The organism is Novipirellula methanifontis (genome assembly GCF_052161655.1).
Classification (GTDB): Bacteria; Planctomycetota; Planctomycetia; order Pirellulales; family Pirellulaceae; genus Novipirellula.
Genome location: NZ_CP197418.1, coordinates 2,692,189 through 2,715,757, shown reverse-complemented (window position 1 = coordinate 2,715,757; position 23,569 = coordinate 2,692,189). Strand labels below are relative to the sequence as shown.

The following is a 23,569-nucleotide window of genomic DNA, read 5'->3' as shown; positions in this document are numbered from 1 at the left end:
TTGCTTCTGCGAAAAGGTGATGTTGTTCAAGATCAATCGTCACACAGGAAACCAATTCGATGACCATCAGTGTTAACTCCGCTGCCCAATCTCACGCCGATCATCGTCACTGGAAAAGTGACGTCGAGTGCTGGAGCGAAGACATCCAGAATTGGCGAATGGAGCATTGTGCAGCGATTGTGCAATTGCAGGAGGCAGTGAAACGGATCAACGAGCATGGCAAGGCACTTGACGAGCATGCCAATGCTGTAGCCTCACTGGAAACATCGCTCAAGGCTCATGAAAAGAATCTGGCCGCCAGCTTGCAAAACGGTTCTGACGCGGCGCTCGATGACAGGATGAATGACCAGCACGCGAAGCAGACCGAGTTGCACCTGTGTCAGCAGAACGCTCACGAGCGAATGAAAAAGCATCATCACCAAGCCATCGCCAAAGTCGCGATGCTAAAACACGCACTTGAGGAAGCTTGTTAGTAGCCGGTTCGTCACCCTGCAGGCCGGACCGTAGCGGAATTCCCGCACCATGCATTTGTCTTCCTGCCGAGGAGGGTTGGTGACGCTGAGCTTGCACGTGACATCGCGTTCGGTCGCCGGATGTGCGTCGCTATCGCGTTTTGATCCGGCCTACGATGCACCTCGTGTCTACGTTAGCCCGGCCATCGCAAATGCTTATGGCGTGATTGGTGAAATTGTGAACTCGTAGTGCAGCGGCTTGTCACCAGGGATCGTGTACTCCGCATGTGTTCGGGCTCCCCATGAATTGTCGCCACCCACGCCTTGCAATTTTGCGTCGATGCTAATCAGGTTGAAATCGCGTCGCGGCAATTCATAAGGATGCGACGCGGATTCCACGTCCTCGATCGTGAACGGCCACGCACTGACGCTCAGCGGTTCACTGCCTGTGAACTTCAGTCCGCGTCCCGATTGGTCAACAACTGAGATCCAGCGTACATCGGTTCGGTTGCCCACATCCTGCGTTCGGCAGTACGGGTGCACCATCTTGTCGACACTCGAGTCGTAGACCGCGATCTCGCCCCCCGTTTTTCGATCCCAGTATGTTTCTTGCGGGCCGCGTCCATACCACCGAACTTGATCCATCGATTCGGGCAGCTTTACTTGCATTCCAAAACGAGGGAGCAGTGGGCGTTTGCCTGTGCCGGGGCGGTAATCCGAAACTACGTGGATATTTCCTTGGGAATCGACCGAGTACTTGAGCGTCAATCGGGCATTGCCCACCGGAAGTTCTGCATGTGTGACGATGTCGACGTGGTCCTCGGTTTCATTGACAGTCATTTTTGTGAGTGTTCGTTTCTCGGCCGCATTTCGCCACACGCCCAACCGACTCATGTATTTGTTGCGGTATTGGTTGTCGTTCGGCGCTTTCCAAAACTGAGGGACAAGCGGTCCCGAGATCAGTGTGTGTCCATCCACTTCAAGCAAACTCAGTTCTCCGCTGCTTGCGTCAAACGTGGCGACGGTTTTGTTCGCAGTCACTTGAACGTGGTCATCGGTTTTGGCAACCGTAATTGCGGCGTTTCCCACAGCATCGGTGGTCGGATCCGCAGTGGATCCTTCGAGCACGAATTGGTCCCACGCGACACGGTGCCCGGCATCGGCCCAAGGCAGGTCTGCGGGCAACTCAAACGAAACCGTTAATAAATACTCGCCTGGTTCGTCCTTCAAGTCGTCAAGCGGAACGGTGATTTCTTGGCTTGATAGCGGTTGGACGTTCAGTCGATCGAGTGTGCCTGAACGAACCGGTTCTCCATCGCGGCGAATTACCCAATTGGCAATGAATTCGTCCAGATTGGTGAACAGGAACTTGTTTTCTACTTTGAACTTTCCGTTCGCCAAATCCGCGGCCGTCACCTTGATGTTTTGATGAACCTTTTTGACTTCCCAGATGTGAGGATTCAATCGTCGATCGGGCTGGACCAATCCGTTCATGCAGAAATTGCCATCGTTTGGTTGGTCACCAAAATCGCCTCCATAGGCAAAGAACGTGTCGGGGCTATCGGCAGGTCGCTGCAGTGTGCTCGACTTCCGCAGATCGAGGTCCAGTACCAGTCCATTCGTACTCCGCTGTTCGACGCCCTTGACCTCTTCGTCCGACAATGCCCGGTCATAAATTCTCGCTTCGCGGATCGGCAACGAAGTTACCCGATCGGTGACTTCCGAGTTGCGGCCAATATTGACTTCAAAAGCACTGGGACTCAATTCGCCTTGCAGTTCCTTTTCACCGACAAGGTTTCCGTTGACGTAAAGTTGTTGTTGTTTGCCGTCATAGGTTGCTGTGATGCGGTTAAAACCTTTGCCTAAATTTGCGTCGGCGTAAGGAACACTCAGCCCTTTCCATGCATTGGCGTACAGTGTGAAATTGATTCCGCCGCCGTCGAGTCGTAGCAAGTATTGATGGTCACCCTTTGAAATCAGCGGACAAAAAACCGAAGCATGATTGCCAAAGATCACAGCTTCTAGCGTCAGCGTTTTTGTTAGCTGTAGCGAGTCCGATTGAGCGACCACGACCGCGCCGGTTACTCCTTTTTCCGGATCGGACTCGCCGAGAACTTTGGCGGTTTTGTTGGAGTCCTGTTGGTCGGTCACGATTTGAATGGTAGGGATCGGTTTGCGAAGTCCTTGGTCAACCCAGTCCCAAATGAAGCCGCCTTGCAAATGATCGTGGGACTCGATCGCGTCCCAATAATCTTGGAAGTTGCCAACGCTGTTGCCCATCGCGTGTGCGTACTCACACAAGATCAGTGGGCGGTCAGGGTTCTGCGATGCGTACTTCACGATCTCGCCAATGCCGGCATACATCGGGCAGCGAATGTCTGTGTTCCGATCACCGTAGCCCGCCCGTTCGTACTGGACGGGACGTGACGGATCGCGTTGCTTGATCCAGTCGTAGTCGGCCATGAAATTCACTCCATTTCCGGCCTCGTTGCCAAGCGACCAAATAATCACCGACGGATGGTTTTTGTCTCGTTCCACCATGCGAACGGTGCGATCCATGTGGGCTTTGCCCCAGGCCGGATCTTTCGCCAGCGATTCACCGCCATAGCCCATGCCGTGCGATTCAATATTTGCTTCGTCGACCATGTACAATCCGTATTGGTCACAAAGATCGTACCACTGAGGATCGTTCGGATAGTGGCTGGTGCGGACGGCGTTGATGTTAAATTGCTTCATCAACTTGATGTCTTCGATCATCGACGCGATCGAAACGGTATGCCCAGTATCGGGATCATGTTCGTGCCGATTAACTCCTTTTAAATAGACGTATTTACCGTTGATATGCAGGTGGCCTTGCTTGATTTCGACTTTGCGGAATCCAACGCGTGCAGTGCTCACTTCGATCACTTTGCCTTGGTCATCCTGCAAGGTTAAAAACAGTCGATAAAGGTTCGGCTTCTCTGCAGACCAAAGCTTGGGTGCGACCACGTCTTTGGTTAACGTTCGGCTCGTGGAACTTTTTGCAGGGACCTTGCCAGTCGCAATCACGTCACGAAAGACCGTTTTGTCGCGATCGTCGATCAATTCGGCTTCGATCGTGAAACTCTGTTCCATGTCGTTTGCATTGGCAACTTCGACATCGACAGACAACTTCGCGTCTTTGTAATCCGAGTCCAAGTCGGTATGCACAAAAAAGTCACGGACTTGGAGCGGGGCCGCTGACCAGAGAAAGACGTCGCGAAAGATCCCGCTGAGCCGCCAAAAGTCTTGGTCCTCGAGATAGCTGCCGTCGCTGTAGCGATAGACCTCGACCGCCAGAGTGTTGTCACCAGGTTTCAAATAGGACGTGATGTTGAACAGTGCCGCTGTACGACTGTCTTGGCTATACCCTACTTTTTCGCCATTGACCCAAAGGTAAAAAGCCGAGTCGACACCGTTGAATTGCAAAAACGTTTGTCGCCCCGACCAGTCATCGGGAATCGTGAATTGCCGGCGGTACGAACCCACCGGATTGCGATGATCAAAATTGGTGAAGTGTTTCGGAGGTTCGCCCATCACACGAGGCGGGTCTTTTTTGAACGGATAGGGCATGTTGGTATAGATCGGAACGCCGTAACCGTGCATTTGCCAATTGCTGGGTACTGCGAGATCATCCCACCCGCGCACGTCAAAATCAGGTCGGTAAAAATTGACCGGCCGCTCACTCGGCTGCTTCACCCAGTTAAATTTCCAGATTCCATTAAGACTTTGAAAATAAGGCGTCGCTTCGGGCGTTGCCTGCATCGCACCTTCGCGGTCCAGGAAGGGCAGCGATGTTGCACGCGCCGGTTCTTTGTTGCGTGAGACAACTTGTTCGTTTTCCCAGTCGTTGGGTTCTGCGAATACATCGCCCCCCCACAAACACGTGCAAGCCACCATTGCGGCCCCAATGGCCCAGCGAATGGGCATGGTCGATCGCGGTTGTTCGAATCCGTTGGCACACTTGGCTTGATGCATCTCGGTCTCGCTATTCATGTTGCAAATGGGACGGGGCAGTTGGGGGGCATCGATTTCGCGTTGGGAGTGAGTCGTTTCATTAGTCTAATGGAATCGCCGTTCGCTCGCACATCCACGAGACACTGAAACGCTACAATCGGAGGTCGATTCATGGCGAACCCACAAGGTGGCTGGTTCGACTCGCCACGGCTCGACAAAACCCGGTGTGTTTCCATCTTCAAATTAATCTTGAATGTCTTCTCTGACGCCAATTCTTTCGATCTACAACGCGGAAAAGTCGCATGGCAAAACGCGTGCGCTCCGAGGACTCTCGCTTGATTTGTACCCAGGCGAACTTCTGGGGTTGCTCGGCCCCAACGGTGCTGGCAAAACCAGTTTGATTCGCTGTTTAGCCGGACGCAGTCGGTTGGATCGAGGAGCGTTTAGATTTGCGGTCGGAACCGACCGCAAACATTCGCTCGGAGTGGTTCCGCAGAGTATCGCAGTTTATGAGGATATGACCGCTCAGCAGAACCTGCGAGCATTTGGAAAACTGCATGCGGTTGATCGCCACCAGCTCGGCGAACGAGTCGACCACGCGCTGAAGTGGGCAAACCTCACCGATCGTCGTCACCACCTGGTGAAAACGTTTTCAGGCGGGATGCAGCGGCGACTCAATATCGCATGCAGTGTGTTGCATCATCCTGCGGTCTTACTGCTCGACGAGCCTACGGTGGGTGTCGATCCTCAGAGTCGAGGCCGCATCTATGAAATGATCGATGATCTGCGTGATCGTGGCACTGCCATCCTGTTAACCACTCATCAATTGGACGAGGCACAATATCGTTGTGACCGGATCGCCATCGTGGATCAGGGGACTGTGATTCGTCAAGGAACGCTCGACGAATTGATCGCCAGCACCGTCGGCCATTGCCAACAATTGCGGATTCGATTTCAAAGCGTTGTCGATGCCACACGCTATGGACTATTGATGGATGAATCGGGGTTAAATGGCAGGTGCATGATTTCGGATGCTGCAACCCAGCTAGCAGAGATGTTGAGCAACCTTGATCGTGATGGGCATCGAATTGAACAAGTTCATTTGCAGCAACCCACGCTTGAGGATGTCTTCTTGCATTTGACCGGCAAGGAGTTGCGAGAATGATTCGAACGATTTTCCAAATCTCGCTGCAACGTTTATGGAACAACAAGCAAGAGCTCGTGATGGTGCTGGTTTTGCCCATCCTGTTCTTCAGTATTTTTGCGATGATTTTTAGCCGTGGGGTCAGCAGTGGCGAGTCTGCGATCAACGTGGCGATCATCGACGACGACATGACTGCGACGAGCCGGCGGATCGTCAAGATGTTGAAGCAGCAATCGGCGATTCACGTCGAACTGGGACTTCTGAACACAACCGAGCAATGGACGCTTGAGCGACTGACGCGTGTCGTCATGCGAGACCACGGCGTTGCCATCGTGGTATATCTGCCAGCCGGCATCGAAGCCAATTTGAAATCGCGGTCCAAGTCAACTGTCCAACTTTTGAGCGAAGGCAGCAATCCAATCGGTGATCAGATCATGCTGTTGATGCTGTCGCAAGTGATTGCTGCTGCGAGTATCGAACCGCTGCGATCCCGCTCGGATGGAGCCAATTCGGTCGGGGCCATCCCCTCCTCAAACGCCGATGGCACCTCACTTATCGACGTGCAAACGACGGATCTATTTGGCGCCGACAAACACAATCCGAAGATCGCAATGTATGCGGCCGGAATTGCGGTGATGTTCCTGCTGTTTTCGGCGACTGGCGCGGGCGGTAGCCTGCTCGAAGAACACGAAGCCGGGACGCTCGACCGTTTGTTATCGAGCCAGTTGAGTGTCACCGAATTGTTGGCTGGCAAGTGGCTCTACATCACTTGCCTTGGTTGTGTGCAATTGACCGTGATGTTCCTGTGGGCCCAACAAGTTTTCTCGGTCGATCTATTTGGCCATCTCAGCGGATTTGCGGTGATGACCGTCTGCACAGCGTCGGCTACAGCGAGTTTGGGAATTTGTCTCGCTGTGTTTTGTCGTTCTCGCACACAATTGACTGCGGTGTCGACCGTACTAATCCTGACGATGTCGGCGCTGGGCGGCAGCATGGTGCCGCGTTACGTCATGAGCCAAGAAATGCAGCGGTGGGGCCAACTGACGTTTAATGCCTGGGCGCTTGATGGTTTTCAGAAAGTGTTCTGGTACGACTTACCCGTCGCGGCACTTCGGCTTGAAATCACCATTTTGCTAGGCATGTCAGTGATTCTGGCCTGCGTGGCAAGATTGTATGCGGATCGCTGGGATTCACGCTAAGGTCGATCGCCGGATTGGAACGGATTTGATCTTGCAAATATGCAAAGCAAGGGGCAAATCAAGGGAAATTGCGACAGAGGCTCAAGCGAAGTGTGCGGTTTTGGAGCAGTATTCTGACTTCCGCTTTTGTCCCCACCTTTAGTTCGTCGCGGTTTTCGCATTCAATGGAACCTGGCAATTTGATATGAGGTTAAATTCGCCAGCTCCCCTTTCGCGGAAGCGGCCCAGCTTCCCTCTTTCTTCACCTCTCGCAGCAATTTGTCATGCCCGACAGTCTTTATATCGCGACGAATGAAAACGCGACCGGAAAGCGAATGGTCGCCCTTGGGGTAATGGAATTAGCGATGCGTCGCTTCGACCGCGTGCAATTCTTTCGTCCCGTCGTTCGCACCACTCCGCACGAAGACCAAAGTATTCGGTTGATGCGATCGCGTTACCAGATCACGACGAACCCGGATGAGATGGCGGGGGTGACGCGAAGCGAAGCACGCCGGATGTTGGCGGAAGATCGTTACGACGCGTTGATCCAGCGAATACAACAAAATTTCAAACGCTTGCAGGAGACCTGCGACTTTGTCGTCGTCGAAGGGACGAGTTTTCAAGGATTGGCGCAAGAAATTGAATTCGAGTTGAACTCGGATATCGCCGTCAATCTTGGCTGCGCGATCATGCCGGTCTATTCGGCACGCGGGAAAAGTGTCGAAGAGAGTGTGCAGTCGATCCATATCGGTAACGACAGTATTTCGGACCGTGGCGGCCAGGTGATTGCTACGGTGCTAAACCAAATCGATGCTGCGAAGGAATCGGAATTGCACGAAGCCTACACCGCTGCGTCGTTGGGATCCGCTGCACCTCTTTACATGCTTCCGGAAGAACCGCTGCTGCGTCAACCGACACTTCGCGAGATTCAAGTGGGACTCGATGCGACGAAGTTTAGCGGTGATGAAACAACATTCGATCGCGAGGTGACTCGATTAAAAGTCGCTGCAATGTTGCTGCCGGACTTTCTCGAGCGTTTGCACCCTTCGAGTCTGGTGATCACGCCGGGGGATCGCAGCGATATTTTAGCGGGCTGTGCCTTGGCGTCTCTGGATGCAAACGGACCATCGCCTGCGGGAATCTTGTTGACCGGCGGGATACTGCCGCCGCTGGCGGTCCAGCAATTGATTTGCAACACGTCCGGCATCCCTGTTTTATTGACGTCGGTCGATACGTTTACGGCGGCAACCGAAGCGTCAAAAATCCGCGCTGAAATCGGCGAACATTCGCCTCGGAAAATTGATTCCGCGCTTGGCTTGTTCGAGCAGTACATCGACGCGGAAGATCTCGCCACACGTTTGCAGGCTCCGGACACCCACCGCGTCACTCCGATGCTGTTTGAATACTCGTTGATTCAACGTGCCCGAGAGAAACGAGCTCGCATCGTGTTGCCGGAGGGCAGTGAGTCTCGCATTTTGCAAGCGGTCGATGTGCTTCGCCGCCGTGATGTTGCCGATATTGTTCTGCTGGGTGATCCTGTCGCGATCCGTGCTGCGGCAAGTCACGTGGGCGTTGCGATTCCCGAATCGGGCGTGGAGATCATTGATCCCAAAAACTCACCGCTTCGCGAATCCTTTATTAAAGAATATTACGAGATGCGAAAACACAAAGGGGTGACGATGGACGTCGCGAGTGACCGCATGCTCGAAGTCAGTTATTTCGGCACGATGATGGTCGAAAAGGGGCTCGCTGGCGGGATGGTCTCAGGATCGATCCACACCACTGCAAACACGATTCGCCCCGCTTTTGAATTCATCAAGACGCGTGAAGGCGTCGGCTGTGTCAGTAGCGTCTTTTTGATGTGTCTGAAACACGATGTTTTGGTCTATGGCGACTGTGCGGTGATCGCCAACCCGACTGCTGATCAGCTTGCTGAAATCGCATCCAGCAGTTCGGATACTGCGAGGCAATTTGGCATCGAGCCGCGTGTCGCGATGCTTTCGTATTCGACCGGCGAAAGTGGACACGGTGCGGATGTCGAGCGAGTACGCGAAGCCACCGCGATACTGAAACGCAAACGCCCCGAACTGCTCGTCGAAGGCCCGCTGCAATACGACGCAGCGATCGATCCCGCTGTGGCGGCCACGAAAATGCCCAGCAGCACGGTGGCCGGACGTGCAACCGTGTTCATCTTTCCTGACCTCAATACCGGCAACAATACCTACAAGGCAGTGCAGCGATCCGCCGGCGCGGTTGCGATTGGTCCCGTGCTGCAAGGTTTGCGAAAACCGGTGAACGATTTGTCACGAGGATGTACGGTCGCGGATATCGTGAACACCGTTGCCATCACTGCGATCCAGGCTCAAGACTCATGAACATCCTTGTCTTCAATGTTGGCAGCACCACACTGAAATATGCCTGTATCGACTCCGTGTCCGGAACACGATTGACCGAAGGGCTTGTCGATCGCATTGGTCAAGTCGGCGGCGACGCAGCTGATCATCTTACGGCGGCTCGAATCGCGTTGGATCGGCACAAGGACCTCGATCTGGCTGCGATTGGACACCGAGTGGTGCAAGGGGGCGATCGCTTTGCAGTCCCCACGCTCGTAGATGAGAATGTGCTGGTGGAACTTGCTACGCTCGACACCCTTGCGCCGCTACACAATCCGTCGGCACGGGCGGTCATCGAGGCCATGACAGCTTTAAAACTTCCGATCCCGCAAGTCTTGGTTTTCGATACAGCGTACTTTGCCAGCCTGCCGCCCAAAGCATACCGCTACGCTATCGCCACCTGGGCGTACACCGAGCACGGTGTGCGCCGCTACGGGGCTCACGGTACATCGCATCGTTACGTTACCCAACAGGCAATCAAATACCTTGAGGCAACGCCGCAGGCCAGTCGTATTATTTCGCTGCATCTCGGCGGTGGGGCCAGTGTGACCGCTTCGATCGACGGCGTTGCGATCGATACATCGATGGGGATGACTCCGCTAGAAGGGTTGGTCATGGCATCGAGAACCGGTGACATCGACGCCTCAGTGCCGCTCTATCTGATGCGGCAAACGGGAAAGTCGGTTGACGAAATGGATGCCCTGCTCAACAAACAAAGTGGATTGCTGGGGCTTTGTGGCGATGTCGACATGCGAACGGTCCTGACCCGGCGAAGTCAGGGCGATGCCACTGCGTCGCTGGCGATTGAAATCTATATCCACCGGATTTTAAAATACATCGGGGGTTATTTTGCGATTCTGGGCGGACTCGATGCCTTGGTCTTCACCGCAGGCGTCGGTGAGAATGCGGCCGAAATTCGCAAGTTGGTTACCACACCGCTGGCTCATCTAGGGATCGCGATTGATCCCGAGGTGAATGAAACCTCCTTGGCAGGGCGATCGATTGTGGATTTGTCTGATGCGAGTGCCACGGTTCGCACGTTGGTGGTGGCGACGGATGAAGAACAAGCGATCGCCAAGCAGGTCTACGAACACCTGTTTTCGTAACGCGAATGATGCGTCAATCCGGCTGTGAAACGGGCCGGAGTGATCGGACTCACGAGCGATGTCCGAGCGAGTATGATGATGGGGACCGTTCTCGATCTCTTCCTCATCCCGCACGACCGGACACCATGTTGCGCACCCTCTCTGCTCTGCTATTGTTCGCCCTGATTTTCGTTGGATTCGACGCTTCAACGGCAATGGCCGAACGGGATCCGATTCGTCTGACGCATGGCCCAATGCTTGGTCTTTCGACGGCCCATAGCGTCAAGGTTTGGGGCCGGACTTCGGACCCCGGTTCGTTTCTGGTTCAATACGGCACTGCGGAAGATGCCTTGGATCAAGTCAGTGACGCCGCCCAAACTCGCATTGAAAATGACAACACCGGCTTCGTGACGTTGGTCAATTTGGAAGCGGACACTCGTTACTACTATCAAATCATTGTGAACGAACGGCCGCATGGACTGCCCGGTTCTTTTCGTACGCTGCCAAGTGCGGGTGAGTCACGAAATCAAGAGCACAACCCGCAGGGCTTGTTCAATTTTCGCTTCCAAATTGGATCGTGTGCGAATCAGAATCCTCTAAATGGGATTGGACACCGCACTCCGACATACGAAACGCTGAACCGCGATTGGGCAGATAAAGTCCACTTTCACGTAATGAATGGTGATTGGCTCTATGAGGAAGAGCGTGAGTATCCCGTGGAAGCTTGGCGTTTAACGCAAGGCGTCGAAGAGGTCCCGAACGTGGTCGACGTGATGCCGACGGTCGTTGGCGTCTGGGAAAACTACAAACTGTATTTGGAGCGTGGTGTTGAAATGGCGGCCTGGCACCGCAACATGCCAAGCCTGTTCACATTCGATGACCATGAACTGATCAATGACATTTGGGGGGCCGCCGAAGCGGGCAAACGGCATCGCCGTGCGGTGTTTCGCGATATCGGAACACAGGCCTGGTACAACTACCTCGGGTGGGCAAATCCGGTCGAGCACTCGCAACCCATTCATTTTGGAAAAGCCGAGATGAAAGCCGGTAGCGACTTGTTGGTCGATGCAAACACTGATTTCACAAAGTTGCCGCTCGATGAGATGCTAAGTTTGCATGTGCATTGGGGCACCAAGGAAGCTGGCACGGATGACATGCAGTATGACAACGACGATGGGCACAAGAACTCGTATGTCTATTCGATTTGCGAAGTCGTCGATGCTCATACAGTGCGGCTGCACATGCCTGCGAAAGTCGATGGCGACGTCAGTTACTCAATCGGCCGACGAAGCTACGGAAAGTTCCGCGTCGCGAATTGTGAATTCTTTCTATTGGATACCCGCGGCGATCGCGGCATGCACGATATCACTCAGCGTGATAAACCTGATGTATCGATCCTGGGTCTGCCGCAGCGTGAATGGCTGCTGAAAAGCATGCAAGAGAGCGATGCTGACTTCTTCTTTGTGATTTCAACGGTTCCTTTCATGATCCCGCACAGTGGGGCGGGCGGTTACGAGGTTTCGGGAAACAAAGAAGAGGCGTGGACCGGTTTTTTTCACGAACGTGAATTGTTGATCGATGCCTGGGAAAAGATGGGCAAGAAAGTATTCGTGATGACCGGTGACCTGCACAACAGCTTTGCGATTAAGGTCACGGAAAACGTCTGGGAGTTTTGTTGTGGACCGCACAACAGCGTCAATCATGTGCCAAAGCTCGACGAAAGTGATCGTCCAGCCACGGGTAAATTCAAGTTCGGGCCACGCGAATGCGACATTCGCTGGAGCTCGTATATCCTTGACGACTTGCCACGACTCGAGCGGCTGTACCCGCATTTTTGTGTCGTGCAAATTAATAACGTCTTTAACATGCCCCAGAAGCTGGGCGGCAAACGCTTGGTCGCCTACCCGCATCCGCAGGTGATCTTTCAGTATTACGATGGCCGAACCGGTGAACTTGATTACGCCGAAGCCATCTCCCTTGATCGGTAATTTTCAACTCAAAGAGATTTCAGCCATGAGACTCGAATTGAATTGGTTTGCAGGATGGTTGGCGTGCTTGCTGCTCGCGAGCTCACCCATAACGACGGTCCAAGCCAAGGAAAACGCGACTGTGATACAAATGGAACTCGATCCCATCGACAACAAGCGTGATCGCACGGTTCCGCTGAGGATCTATCTTGCAGAACGAGACACCCCGCAGCCGGTGGTGTTGTTTTCACACGGACTTGGCGGTTCACGCGAGAACAACCGTTATCTGGGCGAACATTGGGCCAAGGGTGGGTTCGTCGGCGTCTTTATGCAGCACGCAGGCAGCGATCGAGAAATCCTAAAGTCTGGGTCGCTGGGCCAGCGTTTTAGTAAGTTGAAGGATTCGGCGAATGCGAAGAACGCAACCGACCGCTACACCGATGTTTCGTTCGTGATTGATCAATTGCAGCAATGGAACGAGCAACCCGAGCATCCATTTTTCGGCAAGCTGGATCTGAATCGGATTGGGATGAGCGGACATAGCTTTGGCGCCGTAACGACGCTGGGGGTTGCCGGTCGCCGCTTCGTCACTCGCAACAATTACCACGAGCCACGCGTCGATGCTTTTTTTGCGATGAGCCCTTCGTTGGCGAAGGGAATCTCGGCTGATAACGCTTTTGGCAAAATTCGGTACCCCGTGCTGTGCATGACCGGCACCAACGACGATAGCCCGATCGATCCGCGAACAACGCCGGAATCACGGCAAGAAGTGTTCAAGGCGCTTCCCAGCGGAGATAAGTTCCAGCTGGTTTTCGATGGCGGCCATCATTTTACATTTGGTGACACGCCACGGTTACGCGCTCGCAATCGTGACCCCGGTCATCATCTGGCGATCCAGAAAATCAGTCTGGCGTTTTGGAAGGCCTATTTGCTCGAAGACATCGAGGCGAAGAAGTGGCTGAAATCGGAAATGCCCAAATCCGACGATACTCTAAAGCCGAACGATGATTGGCAGTGGAAGTGAGCCGCTAAGCAGTTAGTTATGATCCGGCGGAGGGTTGTTCTGGCTCGTCCATATCAACGGGTTTCGGAGGCACGATGCCGCTCGTTCTCACTTCTTCGTTGAAATCGAGAATGGTTTTGACCACATCGATTAGCTGGTCCAAGCGGAACGGTTTGAAGAGAACGCCCTTGGCGTGCAGACCGTTTTGGCGAGCTTTGACAATCGAGTGGCCTGGGTCGTAGCCAAACCCGGTCATCAACACCATCGGCACATAGTCCATGATCTTGCCGAGTCGCAGCATCAGTTGGTACCCGCTGTAATCGGGAAGTTTGATGTCGCTGATGATCACGTCGTAGATGGTCGAGTCGTCACTGCCGCGAACCATCAAAACAGCTTCGTCGCCTTTGTGGGCGGTTTCGACGATGCATCCATAGCGTTCGAGTAACTGATGCGCGTCCTCACGGACTTGTTCGTCGGCGTCGACCACCAGGATACGTTTGCCACGAAGTGAAACGTGGTGAGCCGATTCGCCGCCCACAGGAACAGCTTCCAATGGCGTCATCCGCTGTCCGATCTGTTGGATCGTTTGCTTGATGTCGCGAGCATTCCGCAAGATACGCTTTAGCCGATCGACCACTTCGGAACTGTGACCAATGTATTGCTCCATCACGTTGACGGCATCGTTTAGGATTTCGTCGACCGGAAGGGCCACTGCTCCGTGGATCGCATCACAGCTTTGCTGAGCGGTATTGGCTTTTTGGGCTACCAGCAATTCCAGCGTGTTCAGTGCGAAGGCAATATCGCGAGCAAAGATCTCGAGAAACTGTAGATCACTATCACCGAACGCATTGATTTCAGGACTTTCGATGTTGATCGTGCCCAGCACTTGATCATGCAGCATCAAAGGAACCGTCAGCGAACTGCGAGAATCCGCCACCCCTGGGATAAACAAAGGGTCGTTGATCACGTCGTGGCAAATGTAGCTGACACCGCTGGCGGCGACATAACCGGTGATCCCGTTGCCTTGCGGGTGAGCGATCAATTGTCGATCGGCAGCGTCTTGGTCGATCCCGACGCTCAGCAGGGGCATCAAGTTTCCGGTGGCTTGTTCGAGCAAGCGGATCTCGATGATGTTGAAGTTCAGCAGGTTGCTGAGGTAGTGGCGAATGTTTTCTTTGAGAAGATCAATTCGCTCATCGACTTCCATCATAAAGATTTCGGTCGGACGAAGATCGGCGAGTTCGCGGCCCGCCTGGTGAATTGCTGCCAATTTGTTTTGCTGCAGGATCTCTGCGGTGATGTCGCTGACCGTGACCACAAGTTGGCGGCTGTGGACCGGGTGAACCATCGGTGCCGCGTGAACTTGGAAATAGCGGCTGTCTTCGGTGTGCAGCGTGCTGTTGCTCTCGTCACCCGTGGCCAATGCGGTATGAAACGGACAAAAGTCGGGGCCCATGATTTCAGGGTTCGACAGCATTTCGTAGAAGTTGAGGCCTATCGACGATTCGGTACGCCCCGACCACTCAACCAAGCGGCGATTGGCCCACAAGACTCGCAGGTCCGCGTCAAGCAGTGCGACACCTTCGGGCATATCCCGCAACATGATGCCGCTTTGCGAAATACCACGCAATTCGCTGATTTTTGGCAATTGATCGCGAGCGATCCAAACACCTTCGATAGAGGGATCATCCAATTGATCCACGACGGCAACCGATGTATCGACAACGACGATTTCTTCGTCGCCGATATCCGCCGGAAGCGTTACCGGGTCGCCAATACAAATCAGTTTGCGAGGCATTGTTAGATTCTGTGTTGTTTGTGTCGATCGATTCATCGATCTTTCCCTCACCCACTCAGATGAACATGCACTTTATTGTAGTTTCGTCAACACGTATCGTCTGCGACTGATTTCCGAACCACATTCACGAGGCCCGCTTCCTTCGCTTCCTGTAAGGCCTCGGTTGATTCGGCAGCTCGATCTTCGCAAAGGGGAATCGATGGAACCCTATGATCCGCGAAAACACCCCACGAGGAAAGCCACTACCATGCATCCTGACACCTGAAAGTCATTTTCAGTTGGAATATTACCAAAGTCTCTCTAGCGTTTGACGTTCGAATTGCCTCCGCAAAGCACTGCCCCACTAGCAGTCGCAGTTGCCGTCGTATAAATCTCAACGTCAGATCTGTGATCTGGGGAACTGTTTTTTGGGGACAATTCGCAGCGTACTCTCATTGCCTGCCTAAGCGTTCACTATCTTGAGTGCATCATAAAGAATCGATGTGGTTTTGTCATAGAGATGAAATTGCAAGTGCTCATTACGGCACCCTTTTCGCCTTCGGTGTCGGGACAAGACGCCAAATCGCTTCATTGTGAAATCGTGGCCGCATCGCAATTTGTGATTTTCCAGCGATTTGCAGCGACGGCGCCTACACGGCCCGCCTCAGATTGCTTCGCAATCGGGATGGACGAATCCCAGGCGGCGTGAACGAAACGGCGGAATGGGACTCCCCATTTGTCGAAAAAATTGCAGTGCAGCTCGGCATGCCGCCCTCCCCGATTTCACTTGGCCGGATTGCCTGTTTTCGAAATCGTCGGTTGTTCATGCTAAGCAGTTAGGCAGGAATCATTGGGTGAGATCCCGTTAGCCGTTTGGACGCTAGCCCCGGTTCAGCGCCGGAACCGTGGCTAGCGGGTTGTTAATTTAATCCAAATGCAAATCGCAGCGGTGAGCCGTTGGCCGTGAGGCACCGGGTAATGCGTGGGACCCGGCCGCTCACGCGTGAGCGGCTCACGAAATCAACAGCCCGCTAGCGCCAAAACGGCCAATCTACTGAAAGACTCCTGCCTAACTGCTTAGCGATGCGGTCTTCGAGCTGAAGGGACGCGTTGTCTGTAGATCGTTCGCGGAATTCTGTAGCCAGCAAGCAAGCATTGGGCAGGGCAGCAATGAACAGGGCGGAGTCCCCGTCGGATGTCAAACCTTGAAGAGCCTTGGCGAGTGGGGCTGCAGGGTGTGTGTGATCGCGAACTGCTTGATCCGTTGCCTGGTCGTTGCCAGCTAGGGTAGATCCCGTTTCGTGGCGGGATCGTTTTATGCTGCCTCTCGATCTCGAGATGTCCATCATTCCGGATTCCGGTCTCGCCAAGACGTCGATTTCGTTCCCCGGTAGCGGCAAGTAACAGCCTGTCGAACTTGTCTTCCACTGTCACGAGTGCGTGCAGTTGTATCTCGCTCGGGATAGCTCGCCAACGTAATTGCTGCATCCACAGAAAGGGCGTTCACGATGGCGGCCCGATGGCCGTTTTCAAACCTAGCGATCAGGTGCACAGATTGGGCGACGGAGTATTGCATTTCACAATGCATGTTTGGTGAATTTCTAGTCGAAATCTACTTGGAGAAATTTGAGGAGTATCGACGTCCCCAAAGACGCTCTCAGCTTGATATGAAGCTACCGTCAAGTGATTGAGCAAGAACGCTGGACGACGCTAGATGTGAAGCAAAAAAATCGACATCGTGCATCTTGCTATTGAAAAGCGGCCAATAAACGTCGTCATTGCTATAGCGGTTTTGTCCTCGTGGCTGCGCTCGCCAGAACGTGGAGCGTTCCCTGCAGTGGTTCGACGTCTTTTAATCTTACAGGGACGGTAGCTAGCGTTTTGTCGGCGCGTCTGAATCCACCCGGGAAAAAGCGTCAGTAATTGATCTGGCATCTCCTGACACGCTCGGTGCCGGTCGTCTTCCTCGCTTTGTCAATTCAAGTGAAAAAAGTGTTTGCGAATTCCAGAAGTCGATTTAAACTTGGGTGATCATCTATCAGCTTGGTCGCTTTTAGATCGACTTGGTCAACGAATCGTCGCGCTTCTTTCACTGGCATTTCTAACAGCCCTGCAAATAGCATTTTTAAATAGCATTCTCATTGAATTGATTGTTGCCAATATCTCGTACTTTGTTTCGCCTGGACGGCAAAGTGTGCGGCATTGTGACCCCAATTTGATGTCAATGTTTGTATATAAGTATACTATTTCACAATTCGCGACCTTTATTCAATAAGTAATCGTTGACAGTGGGGTTGCACAGTTTAAATTCAACGGCTCAGGGCGTAGGTTCGCCCACTTTACGCAGCCGTTAAAGCTCCTCGTTTTTCTTCTGTTGCCTCACAGGCTGTGAGACGTATTTGGAGGGTACCCCAAGATGAAAGCTCAAATGCTTAAGTATGTATTTGGACTCGTTGCGACACTCGTGTTCGCAGTGAATGTTCAAGCAGGATGTGGTTCATGTGGCGGCTGCGAAAGCGGCGCTGGATGTGTTTCAGGTGGTGGCGTTGCCATGGGTAGCGGCTCTGGTGCCGTTTATGCTGGTGGCGGCTACGCAGGCGGTGCAGATGCCTGCGGTCCCGCAGTTTCGTACCAAACGCAAACCGTAATGCGTTCACAGTACGTGACCGAAACACGCATGGTTCCAACAACGACGTACCAGCGTCAAACGCAAACCCGTATGCGATCCGTTACTCGTCAAGTTGCACGCGTTGAAACCAAGCAACAAGAGTACACCGTAATGGTGCCGCAGACTCAGACTCGTACGGAATCGTACAACGTTCAAGTCGCTGTGCCTTACACCGAAGAAGTGCCTTACACCGTTCAGGTGCCTGTCACGACCCAGGTCGAACAAAGCTATCAAGTATCGGTTCCTTATACCGAAGAAGTAGCACAGACCTACACTGTTAACGTTCCTTACACAGAGAATGTTGATCAGACTTATAACGTTTCGGTTCCTGTTACAGAAACCAAGACGCAATCGTACATGGTTAACGTTCCTTACACCGAGCAAGTTGAGCAAGCTTACACGGTATGCGTTCCTGTACAAAAGGTTCGTGACGTTTCCTATCAAGTAAGCGTTCCTTACACCGAGACGGTAACTCAGAACTACACCGTCAACGTTCCTTACACTGAGACAATCGAACAACCTTATACGGTTTCGGTTCCTCATACTGAGCAAGTTGCACAGACTTACACAGTTAACGTTCCTTACACCGAGCAAGTTGCTCAGTCGTACCAAGTTCGCGTTCCAGTACAACAAACGCACACTGCTTACCGCACCGTTAGCACTTGCGTTCCTGTGACTTCGATGCGAAGCGTTACCCGCGACATGGGCAGCTACCAATGCCAAGCAGTTGAAGTTGGTGGCGGACATTCGCACGGTGGCGGAATCATCGGTGGCGGCCTACTCGGCGGTCATCGTCACGGCCATCACGGTTGTGGTTCATGCTGCTGCTGCAAGCCTGTTTCCACCTGTGGAAGCGGTTGCGACAATGGTTGCGGTGGCGGCGGCGCTTCAGCCGGTGCTGGTTGCGGTCCTCAAATCGCTTATCGTCGCGTTTACGTTCCAAATCCTGTAACGACTCAAGTTCCTTACACGAGCTACCAACGTCAAACGACCCAGGTTCCTTACACCTACACGTCGACAAGCTACACTTGCGAAACTCAAACTCGCATGGTGCCAGTAACTCGTATGCGTGCCGAAACTCGCACTCGTATGGTCAACGTGACCAAGTACACGACTGAGCAACGCACTCGTTCGATCCAAGTTCAAAAATGCCGTCAAGAAACTCGCACCCGCGAAGTTCCTGTGACTCGCACTCGCTTGGAAACTCGTACTCGCCAAGTTCCTTACACCGAAATGGTGAACGAGCAACGCACCCGTACTGTTACGGTTCAAAAGTGCCGTCAAGAAGAACGTACTCGTGAATACAACGTCACGAGCTACCGCACCGAGACTCGCACTCGCAGCGTTCCTGTGACTCGCACGAAGACGGAAACTCGCACTCGCATGGTGCCTGTAACCAAGACTCGTCTTGAAACACGAACTCGTACCGTTCCTCAGACCACGATGACAACGGAAACTCGCACTCGCACTGTAAACCGCACTCGGTTCGAAAACCAAGAGCGTTCACGCGACGTGAACTACACCGTCAACGTTCCTGAGACTCGTACTCGTTCGTACAACGTTACCGTTTACGACACGGTTCAAGAAGAAGTGCCTGAAAACTACACCGTTTGCGTTCCTGTGCAATCGATGCGTGAAGTTCAGGTTCGTGTCCAACGTCAAGTTCCTACGACGATTCAAGTTCCTGTATACGGTGGCGGTAACGGCGCTGGATACGGTGCTGGAGCCGGAGCTGGTTACTCGACCGGAGCTGGTTGCGTAGATTGCGGTGGCAGTGCTCCACAAGCGGTTTACAGCCAAGGTCCAGTGGCCTCGCCTGCACCAATGGCAACGGGCGCTGGTTGCGTCAACTGTGGCAACTAAGCAATTAGCTTTGTTGCAAACGAAACCCTCTAACGTCTGAGGACGTGAGAGCAGAAGGAGCCCCGGAGAACTTAGTTCTTCGGGGTTTTTTCGTTGGCCATCGTAGGCTAAACCGCAGTGTAGGCCGGACCGCAGCAAAGCGAAGTTCCGGCGTCATGGCTGCAGCTAACTTGCAATTGTTCTCGCTGTCTGGCCGATCTGCGTCGCCGTCGAGACTTGATTCGATCTACAGGACTACATGACTTATTCGTCTTCGCCGACGCGGTGCGAACGGCGGATCGAGCGAGTGATCCCGTACCCCATGATCACTGCGGCCGCGCATCCGATAAATCCGGGAACGGAGATGCCCAGTAACAGCGGCGGCACAAGACTGCTGCATAACGAGGCCGAACCCATGAACAATGCGGCCGTCAAAATCCCCAGCACCAATCGGTTGACGATCGGTTCGAGCCGCCGATGTTGCAAGTGAACGTCAAACTTGCCACGTTTGAAATTGTGCAAAATGTCTGCCGCATCTTTGGGCAAAACACTTATCAAATGTTCCCAGTCATCGACATTCGATTTTAGCCGAGCGTAGACTTTTTTTGGCGAGAAACGACGCAGCATCGCTTTTTTGCCATACGGCTCGATCAATTCAGCCAGACAAAAGGTAGGGCTCAGCTGATGGGCGGTCCCCTCCAACATCACCAATACCTTCAGCAGCATAGCCACCTTGGCGGGTAAATAGATTCGGTGTTCACGAATGATCTCTACGATTTCGTGCAGACAGCCGCTCAAGTCGAAGTCCCCGAGCGATTGATACGCGTATTCGTCGATCAATTCTTGGATCGCCGACAATAACTCGGGTTCATCAAAGCCGATGGGAACTTCGCCGACACTCGCAACCACTTCGGTAATCTTGGCCGCGTCTTGTCCCACAGCGGCGATCAAACCCAATTCAAGGTGGTCTCGCAAGGCATTGTCGATGCGTCCCACCATGCCACAGTCGAGGATGCCTAATTCAACGGGCCCGTCGTCTCCGGCAGCTCCGGGCACCGGATTCGCCAACACCATCAAATTTCCTGGATGTGGATCGGCATGATAAAAACCGTCGCGAAAAATCATCTCCACAAACAGACTGGCACCGCGACGAGCAATCTCATCCAAATCGATCCCGGATGCTTCGAGTTGCGATTTTTCCGAGAGACTGATTCCCTCGAAACGCTCCATCGTCAGCACCCGACGAGAGCTCAGGTTGGGGTAGGCTTTGGCAAATCGAATCCCCGGCTCGTTGGCAAAGTTGCGATGGAACCGTTCCATGTTTCGCAACTCGCGATCAAAGTTCAGCTCCTTCATCAAGGTTCTTTGAAACTCTCGCATCGTATTCACAGGCCGATACTGACGCAGCCGGGTCGATTGCTGTTCGGCGATCTCGGCCAGCTTTGTCATGATTTCCAAGTCGTTGACAATGCGTTGTTCGATACCGGCATGTTGCACCTTGACGACGACCGATTGCCCTTCGTGCAGCGTCGCACGGTGGACTTGCCCAATCGAAGCCGATGCCATCGCCGTCGGTTCAAACTCGGCAAATAGGGTGTCAATCGTGGCTCCCAGTTCGGATTCGATCATCGCCACGACCACGTTGGCTTCGTCGGCGGGAGTGTTCGCACGCAGTTGAGCTAGTTCGTCGGCAAGCGGTTTTCCCACCAAGTCAGGACGCGTGCTCAGGACTTGACCAAGCTTGATAAACGTGGTTCCTAGCTCTGTCATCGCGACACGAATCCGCTGCTCGGTCGTCAGTTCCTCGTCCTCGCAATGGCCTCGAATGCGGTTGAGCCAGGGAATGGGGATGTTCGATAACCAGTCGGCCAGCCCGTGCTTGGCAAGCACCGCTACGACTTCGCGAAATCGGTCGGCGTTACGAACGAGTTGCGGGACGTCGATTAGATCCATGTTTGTGTGTTCGGTAACGTTTAAAGAAAAAACAGAGGAAGCTGCGGCATAGACGCAATCATAGCAAGGTAAGCAATACGCCGACGATGACGGGCAATTGTAATTGTAGGCCGGATCAAATCGCGTTAGCGGCGCAGATCCGGCATGATGCGAAAGTGCTGGTGAGTTCGATACAGCCGCTATGTCGGATCTTCGCTTCGCTGCGATCCGGCCTACGCGTTATGATCGCGGGGGACGTGAAATGTATTACTGACGGATGTCTATGCTAGCAAAGTCGCGGCGGGACAGGAATGGAAATTGCGGCCCATGTCTGGAGTGTTCAATCTATTTCACTTCAACATCCACGGAGGATGGACATGATTCAAAATGATTCATTACTGGCTCCTGAAAAGGAGGAACAAATCAAGGCGGTTTTCAACTCCCTTTCCGAGAAAAACAAACGGCGTTACGCTGCCTCCCTGTCGTTGACCCTGCCACATGGCGGGTGTGAGTATCTCAGTCAACTTCTAGGTTGTTCGCATTCCACTATCACTCGTGGGCGAGCTGAACTTGAGCGTCTTAGCAATGCAGACGACCCCGCAGAAGGTAGAGTCCGGAAGAAGGGGGCCGGACGACCAAAAAAGAAGAGGCTCATCCGGAGGTTCTCGATGAGTTAGATGAGATTCTCGATGAGCGAACCGCAGGAAGCCCAACGGACTGTACCGTTCACTGGACTTGTCTTTCCATCAGCGAAATCACGAAACGATTGTGCGAGGCTTGCACTTCCATCTCTCGTCCTGTGGTGGCTCGTCTGTGTCGCGAGAGGAACCTCCGAAAGCGACAACAAGTCAAATCGGTGACCAAAGCTCCCAGCCGTAACCGTGATGAGCAGTTCGGCATTATTGATCAGATGCGAAAGCGGTTTCGCCGTACAAAAGACGCGGTTCTGAGTATCGACAGCAAACAGAAAGAACTGCTGGGTAACGTCCATCGACCGGGTGAAGTTCTTGCCGATGGTCCGATTGATGTGCTCGATCACGCGCTGCCTTCTTACGCCCAAGCGGAGGTGATCACCCACGGGATCTACGCTCCACAACAGAATATTGCCCACATGAATCTAAACACCAGCCATGACACTGGAGCCTTTTCTTGCCATAGTCTGGGATGGTTTTGGAAACACATCGGCCGCCAACTGTTCTCCACGGCTGATCGAATCCTTGTGCTGCTGGACTGTGGTGGGAGCAACAGCAATAAATCAAGTACTTTTAAGTGGCACTTGGGACGTTTGTCAGCTGAGTTCGGGTTACCAATTCAGGTGGCGCACTACCCGGTTTTTTGTTCCAAATACAACCCTATCGAACGTCGCGTTTTTCCGTGGGTCGAGCGGGCCTATAGCGGTCAGCTCTTTACAGCACTTCGGGAGATGGTCATGGCAATTGAATCCCGGGCCACAACCTCAACAGGGCTCGTGACAACCGGCCACATCATCCAAAAGTCATTTACGCCAGCATCACGGAAACAGATCCAACGCACCAAGGACCCTCCTGTAGAATACCTCACGGATCTGCCGGAATATAACTACCGGCTTACACCAGAAATGCATCAACAATAGATTTCACGTCCCGAGCGATCAACGACATTGCGTTGGCCGGATCACCTGCGACAATATTTGCCTTTGGGTGGCACCTCGTTTGCTCGCTTGCGGGTAGGATGGCAGTACGACTGCCATCGCAATTTCATTGGCAAGAAAAACTCAACAAGGAACTCCAGTCGTGAAGCTCGTCTGTTCAGAATGTGGGGCAGTGAACCGGGTGCCCGAATCGAAGTTCACGGACAAACCGGTTTGTGGCAAATGCAAAACCTCGCTACTGCCAAATCACCCAGTGGACTTGTCTGCAGATTTGTTCGCAAAATTCATCACACGCACCGAGCTGCCGGTGCTTGTCGATTTTTGGGCGCCGTGGTGCGGCCCGTGCCGGATGATGGCACCTGCGTTTGCGACGGCGGCCGAAGAGGTGTCGCCTCAGATAATCCTGGCCAAGCTGAATACCGAGGACGCTCCTCAAATTTCTTCTCAGTATGGATCTCGGGCATTCCGACGATGATTCTGTTCCAATCGGGTAACGAATTGAATCGCCAATCAGGAGCGGTCA

Annotated in this window: 12 protein-coding genes and 1 pseudogene; 10 read left to right on the top strand and 3 right to left on the bottom strand. The window is 53.3% G+C overall.

Going from position 1 to position 23,569, the window contains the following annotated elements; all coding sequences use genetic code 11:
• Positions 1 to 59 precede the first annotated feature (59 nt).
• The gene (locus SH528x_RS09470; RefSeq protein ID WP_442510282.1) at positions 60 to 473 is read left to right on the top strand and encodes a hypothetical protein; all 414 of its coding nucleotides are present in this window, start codon (positions 60 to 62) and stop codon (positions 471 to 473) included.
• Between the two features lie 195 nt (positions 474 to 668).
• Here the strand turns inward: SH528x_RS09470 and SH528x_RS09465 are convergent, their stop codons facing one another.
• Positions 669 to 4,466, bottom strand: coding sequence for a glycoside hydrolase family 2 TIM barrel-domain containing protein (locus SH528x_RS09465; RefSeq protein WP_442510281.1), 3,798 nt, complete (start codon positions 4,464 to 4,466; stop codon positions 669 to 671).
• Positions 4,467 to 4,680: 214 nt separating this feature from the next.
• Between SH528x_RS09465 and SH528x_RS09460 the strand changes: the two genes are divergently transcribed.
• From SH528x_RS09460 to SH528x_RS09435, 6 genes are all read left to right on the top strand, one after another.
• Positions 4,681 to 5,592, top strand: a complete 912-nt coding sequence (locus SH528x_RS09460) for an ABC transporter ATP-binding protein (protein ID WP_442510280.1) — start codon at positions 4,681 to 4,683, stop codon at positions 5,590 to 5,592.
• Complete coding sequence (locus SH528x_RS09455) at positions 5,589 to 6,770, top strand: ABC transporter permease (RefSeq protein ID WP_442510279.1); 1,182 nt, start codon at positions 5,589 to 5,591, stop codon at positions 6,768 to 6,770. The genes SH528x_RS09460 and SH528x_RS09455 overlap by 4 nt, the downstream gene beginning before the upstream one ends.
• Positions 6,771 to 7,033: 263 nt before the next feature.
• On the top strand, positions 7,034 to 9,124 hold the full coding sequence (gene pta, locus SH528x_RS09450) for a phosphate acetyltransferase (protein ID WP_442510278.1): 2,091 nt from the start codon (positions 7,034 to 7,036) through the stop codon (positions 9,122 to 9,124).
• The gene (locus SH528x_RS09445; RefSeq protein ID WP_442510277.1) at positions 9,121 to 10,248 is read left to right on the top strand and encodes an acetate/propionate family kinase; all 1,128 of its coding nucleotides are present in this window, start codon (positions 9,121 to 9,123) and stop codon (positions 10,246 to 10,248) included. The genes pta and SH528x_RS09445 overlap by 4 nt, the downstream gene beginning before the upstream one ends.
• A gap of 125 nt (positions 10,249 to 10,373) precedes the next feature.
• Positions 10,374 to 12,215, top strand: coding sequence for an alkaline phosphatase D family protein (locus tag SH528x_RS09440; RefSeq protein WP_442510276.1), 1,842 nt, complete (start codon positions 10,374 to 10,376; stop codon positions 12,213 to 12,215).
• Positions 12,216 to 12,240: 25 nt separating this feature from the next.
• A complete protein-coding gene (locus SH528x_RS09435; protein WP_442510275.1) occupies positions 12,241 to 13,218 on the top strand; it encodes an alpha/beta hydrolase family protein in 978 nt (325 codons plus the stop codon).
• A gap of 16 nt (positions 13,219 to 13,234) precedes the next feature.
• On the opposite strand, the gene SH528x_RS09430 is transcribed toward SH528x_RS09435, so the two are convergent.
• A complete protein-coding gene (locus SH528x_RS09430; RefSeq protein WP_442510274.1) occupies positions 13,235 to 14,995 on the bottom strand; it encodes a response regulator in 1,761 nt (586 codons plus the stop codon).
• 2,395 nt (positions 14,996 to 17,390) lie between these two features.
• Between SH528x_RS09430 and SH528x_RS09425 the strand changes: the two genes are divergently transcribed.
• Positions 17,391 to 19,505 (top strand): hypothetical protein, encoded by a 2,115-nt coding sequence (locus SH528x_RS09425; RefSeq protein ID WP_442510273.1) that lies wholly within the window; start codon positions 17,391 to 17,393, stop codon positions 19,503 to 19,505.
• 243 nt (positions 19,506 to 19,748) lie between these two features.
• On the opposite strand, the gene SH528x_RS09420 is transcribed toward SH528x_RS09425, so the two are convergent.
• Positions 19,749 to 21,437, bottom strand: a complete 1,689-nt coding sequence (locus tag SH528x_RS09420; RefSeq protein WP_442510272.1) for an ABC1 kinase family protein — start codon at positions 21,435 to 21,437, stop codon at positions 19,749 to 19,751.
• A gap of 610 nt (positions 21,438 to 22,047) precedes the next feature.
• On the opposite strand from SH528x_RS09420, the pseudogene SH528x_RS09415 reads away from it, so the two are divergent.
• A pseudogene (locus tag SH528x_RS09415) lies at positions 22,048 to 23,028 on the top strand (ISAzo13 family transposase); the annotation flags it as partial.
• A gap of 160 nt (positions 23,029 to 23,188) precedes the next feature.
• Positions 23,189 to 23,521 (top strand): thioredoxin domain-containing protein, encoded by a 333-nt coding sequence (locus SH528x_RS09410; protein ID WP_442510271.1) that lies wholly within the window; start codon positions 23,189 to 23,191, stop codon positions 23,519 to 23,521.
• The last annotated feature ends 48 nt before the right edge of the window (positions 23,522 to 23,569 follow it).

What these genes read in the sequence shown, in the direction of transcription:
- SH528x_RS09470 (WP_442510282.1), top strand. Translation starts at nt 60, where the DNA reads ATGACCATCAGTGTTAACTCCGCTGCCCAATCTCACGCCGATCATCGT.
- SH528x_RS09465 (WP_442510281.1), bottom strand. Translation starts at nt 4,466, where the DNA reads ATGAATAGCGAGACCGAGATGCATCAAGCCAAGTGTGCCAACGGATTC.
- SH528x_RS09460 (WP_442510280.1), top strand. Translation starts at nt 4,681, where the DNA reads ATGTCTTCTCTGACGCCAATTCTTTCGATCTACAACGCGGAAAAGTCG.
- SH528x_RS09455 (WP_442510279.1), top strand. Translation starts at nt 5,589, where the DNA reads ATGATTCGAACGATTTTCCAAATCTCGCTGCAACGTTTATGGAACAAC.
- pta (WP_442510278.1), top strand. Translation starts at nt 7,034, where the DNA reads ATGCCCGACAGTCTTTATATCGCGACGAATGAAAACGCGACCGGAAAG.
- SH528x_RS09445 (WP_442510277.1), top strand. Translation starts at nt 9,121, where the DNA reads ATGAACATCCTTGTCTTCAATGTTGGCAGCACCACACTGAAATATGCC.
- SH528x_RS09440 (WP_442510276.1), top strand. Translation starts at nt 10,374, where the DNA reads ATGTTGCGCACCCTCTCTGCTCTGCTATTGTTCGCCCTGATTTTCGTT.
- SH528x_RS09435 (WP_442510275.1), top strand. Translation starts at nt 12,241, where the DNA reads ATGAGACTCGAATTGAATTGGTTTGCAGGATGGTTGGCGTGCTTGCTG.
- SH528x_RS09430 (WP_442510274.1), bottom strand. Translation starts at nt 14,995, where the DNA reads ATGCCTCGCAAACTGATTTGTATTGGCGACCCGGTAACGCTTCCGGCG.
- SH528x_RS09425 (WP_442510273.1), top strand. Translation starts at nt 17,391, where the DNA reads ATGAAAGCTCAAATGCTTAAGTATGTATTTGGACTCGTTGCGACACTC.
- SH528x_RS09420 (WP_442510272.1), bottom strand. Translation starts at nt 21,437, where the DNA reads ATGGATCTAATCGACGTCCCGCAACTCGTTCGTAACGCCGACCGATTT.